Genomic DNA, 3,786 nt, shown 5'->3' with positions numbered 1-3,786 from the left:
CTGGGCGATGGTCTGCATGGCATCGACCGCCTTCCCGACCGCGGCACCGCTGGCCTCGGCGTCCTGCGCCGACTGACGCGCGATCGCCTCGGTCTGGCTGGCGTTCTGGGCGTTCTGCTTCACGTTGGCGGCCATCTCCTCCACGGAGGCCGAGGCCTCTTCGGTGGAGGCGGCCTGCTCGGTCGAGCCCTGCGACAGCTGCTCGGCCGAGGACGACAGCTCCTGCGAGCCGGCCGAGACGTTGCCGGCCGCCGCAGCAGCCTCGGACACCACGGCGCGGAGCTTCTCCAGCATCTGCTCCAGGGCGATGCCTAGCACGTCCTTGTCGGACAGGCGCTTGGCCTCGACGGTCAGGTCGCCCGCCGCGATCGACGTGGCGACGCCGGCGAGCACCTGCAGGTTGTCGGTGGTGGCGCGCAGATTGGCCTGGACCTCGCTGCTGAGGCCGCCGAAATCCTTCGACAGCGCCTTGGTGAAGTCGCCCACCGAGGCGGCGGCCAGCACCTCCGAGATCTCCCGGAAGGCCTGCTCCACGGCCTGGGCGGTGCCCTGGATCCGGCCGACCTCGTCGAGGCGCCCGGTCTCGAACGGCGTCGCCAGGGTCGCCAGGCGGGTGCTGATTGCGGTCACCGGTCTGGCGACGGTGCGGACCAGGACCATGCCGATGGCGACGGCGATCACCAGGTTGGCCACGATGCCGAGCAGGATCATCTGCGTGGCCGTGTCGAAGGCCGCGTTCTGCGCGTCCTGGCGGGTCCGCATCAGATTGTTCTCGACGCCGACCAGGTCGGCGACCTCGGCGCGCAGGCCGTCCATGGCCTCCTTGCCGGCGCCGACGATCTCGGTCTGGCGGGCGGCCTCGCGGGTCTCGGGATTGGCCATGGCGGCGATGCCCTTCTCGGCGACACCGTTATGCCAGGCCTCGGCCTGCTTGCGGATCTTCTCCAGGCGCTCCTGCTGGGCCGGGTTGTCGGAGGTCAGCTCCTTGGCCTGCCGCCAGGCGGTGTTGAACGTCTCCCAGCCCTTCTGGTAGGGCGCCAGGAACTTGGCATCCCCGGACAGCAGGAACCCGCGATAACCGGTTTCCTGGTTGACCATGCCGGACAGGGCGCGGTCGGCGGCGTCGATCACCTTGATGGTGTGGTCGGTCCAGTTCACCGACTGACGGATCTCCGAGGATTTCCAGTAAACGACACCGTTGATGCCGAGGCCGACCAGCAGCATCAGCGCGAAGGACAGGAACAGCTTTCGCGGTATCGAGATGTTGTCGAGTAGGTTCATGGCCTTCGTCCTTGGAAGCGTGGGTCTCGGTCGGGAGCACTATGCGGCTGGCTTGGTCCGGGCGGACCCGGATGCGGATCTGATCGTGGCTGCACCCGGGGGCGCAGGTCGGTTGTCACGAGCGTCGTCCCGGAAACCGGATCCCGGACGATGCCCTGGGGGTTTGATCGGCCTCGTCCCCGCTCAGGCGGCGCGGACGAAGTCGGCGTCGCGGGCGTCGCCGTCGCCCATGTCGATGTCGAAGCCATCCCCCGGAGCCAGGGTCGGCCGGCCCGCACGCCCCTTGCCGCCGGCCTTGCCGCCGATCTTGGCCTTGGCCGGCACGCCCATCCGGGCCGCCGTCGCCCGCAGCTGCGTCGCCGCCGCGCTCACGCCCGCCCCCGCCGCGTCGACGCGGAAATAGGCGATGGTCGCCTGCAGCCGCTCGGCCTGCGTGGCCAGCTCGTCCGAGGTCGCCGAGACCTGCTCGGAGGCGCTGGCATTCTGCTGGGTCACCTTGTCGAGCTGCTGGATCGCCTGGTTGATCTGCGCCGACCCGACATCCTGCTCCCGGCACGCCGCCGAGATCTCTTCCACCAGCAGCGCGGTCTTGCGGATGTCCGGCACCAGCCGCCCGAGCATCTCGCCCGCCTGCTGGGCCGCCTTCACCGTATCCGCCGACAGCGTGCCGATCTCGGCCGCGGCCGCCTGGCTGCGCTCGGCGAGCTTCCTCACCTCGGACGCCACCACCGCGAAACCGCGGCCGTGCTCGCCGGCACGCGCCGCCTCGACGGCGGCGTTCAAGGCCAGCAGGTCGGTCTGGCGGGCGATCTCCTGCACGATGGTGATCTTCTGGGCGATGGTCTGCATGGCATCGACCGCCTTCCCGACCGCGGCACCGCTGGCCTCGGCGTCCTGGGCCGACTGACGCGCGATCGCCTCGGTCTGGCTGGCGTTCTGGGCGTTCTGCTTCACGTTGGCGGCCATCTCCTCCACGGAGGCCGAGGCCTCTTCGGTGGAGGCGGCCTGCTCGGTCGAGCCCTGGGACAGCTGCTCGGCCGAGGACGACAGCTCCTGCGAGCCCGCCGAGACGTTGGTGGTGGCGGCGATGACCTGGATCACGACCTCGCGCAGCTTCAGGTTCATCGCCTGGACGGCGCGCAGCAGATCGGTGATCTCGTCGCGGCCGAACGCGGCCACGTCCCGGGTCAGGTCGCCCTGGGCGACGGAGGTCGCGGCATCGACCGCCCGCTGCAGGCCCCGGGAGATCGAGAGCGACAGCCAGACGGCCATGGCGAACCCGATCGCCACAGCACCGGCGATGACGCTGATGAGCATCAGGCGCATGGATTCATAGGCGGCCTGGGTGTCGCGGACATAGGTCTGGGCGGTGCTCTCCTCGTGGGCGCGCAGCTTGGCGGCCTCCTCGGCGACCGCCAACCGCGCCTGGGTGAACGGCCCGACGAGGAGCTGCAGCGCCTTGGCGTCGGTGTTGGCGAGGCCGAGTTCGAAGACCCGCTCGCCGATCGGCTCCCAGGCCTTGACCGCCGCCGTGACCGCCTTGACGCCGTCGAGGAAGCCGCCGGCGCGGCCGGCCTCGGTGAGCCGGGCGATATCCTGATCGAGCTGGCGGCGATGCTCACGATACTCGGTGGCGAACTTCGCGAGCAGCGCATCGTCGCTGATCATCACCTCGCGGTAGACCTCGGCGAGGAGGCGCGTCAGCCGCAATTCGATCGCGTCGATGAAGCGGCGGTCCTCCACCGACAGGTCGGGGCGGGAGGCCAGCTCCTCGATCCGGGTCATCACGGTCGCGTAGGCGACCTGCTGCTCACCGCCCGCGAGGGCGATGGCATTGTTGTTGCCGTTCTTGATGGAGAGATCCAAACCCTTGGTGGCGGCCTCGGACAGCCGGCTCCAGCTGTCGCTCAGGGGCTGGATCCGCCCGCGCTCATCCGGCGTGGTCCGGTCCGAGAACTCCTTCAGGAGCGCCCGGAACCGGCCGTCCTGGGCCCTGAAGTCGGCTGCGAGCTGCGCACGGCCGGCATCGCCCGGCTCCAGCATCGTGCGGTTGAAGGTGCGCGCGGCATCGATCGCCATGGTCTCGAAGCGCAGCGCGCGCTGGACCTGCGCGAACGGACCGGACGCGAAGCCCTGCATCCGCTCGTTCGAGGCGCCGAGGCCGGCGATGGCGAAGTAGCCGGCCCCGCCCAGGAGGACGAGGATCAGGCCGAAGCTCAGAGCCAGCTTGGCTCGGATCGTGAAACGCATGGGTGTGACCTCCTCGACGGGTCCGGGTCGATCTGGGCCGCGCGGGGCGAGGCCCGCGCGGGACGCGAAGCCGCTCAGGCGACGCGGACGAAGTCGGCGTCGCGGGCGTCGCCGTCGCCCATGTCGAGGTCGAAGCCGCTTCCCGAAGCCAGGGTCGCCCGGCCGGCGCGCACCTTGCCGGCCTTGCCGCCGACCTTGGCCTTGGCCGGCACGCCCATCCGGGCCGCCGTGGCGCGCAACTGCGTCGCCGCCTCG

General features: G+C 70.5%; 3 protein-coding genes. All 3 read right to left on the bottom strand.

Going from position 1 to position 3,786, the window contains the following annotated elements; translation table 11 throughout:
* On the bottom strand, positions 1-1,281 hold a 1,281-nt coding region (locus tag MKL09_RS16965), incomplete at its 3' end, for a CHASE3 domain-containing protein (RefSeq protein ID WP_244021996.1).
* 183 nt (positions 1,282-1,464) lie between these two features.
* Positions 1,465-3,531 (bottom strand): methyl-accepting chemotaxis protein, encoded by a 2,067-nt coding sequence (locus tag MKL09_RS16960; RefSeq protein WP_244021995.1) that lies wholly within the window; start codon positions 3,529-3,531, stop codon positions 1,465-1,467.
* Between the two features lie 74 nt (positions 3,532-3,605).
* Positions 3,606-3,786: hypothetical protein (locus MKL09_RS16955; protein WP_244021994.1), on the bottom strand; the 181-nt coding region annotated here is incomplete at its 5' end.

Origin of the sequence: Methylobacterium sp. J-048 (assembly GCF_022829515.1) — a bacterium.
Classification (GTDB): Bacteria; Pseudomonadota; Alphaproteobacteria; order Rhizobiales; family Beijerinckiaceae; genus Methylobacterium.
Note: the sequence above shows the minus strand (reverse complement) of the source record. Positions and strands in the feature narration are given on the sequence as shown.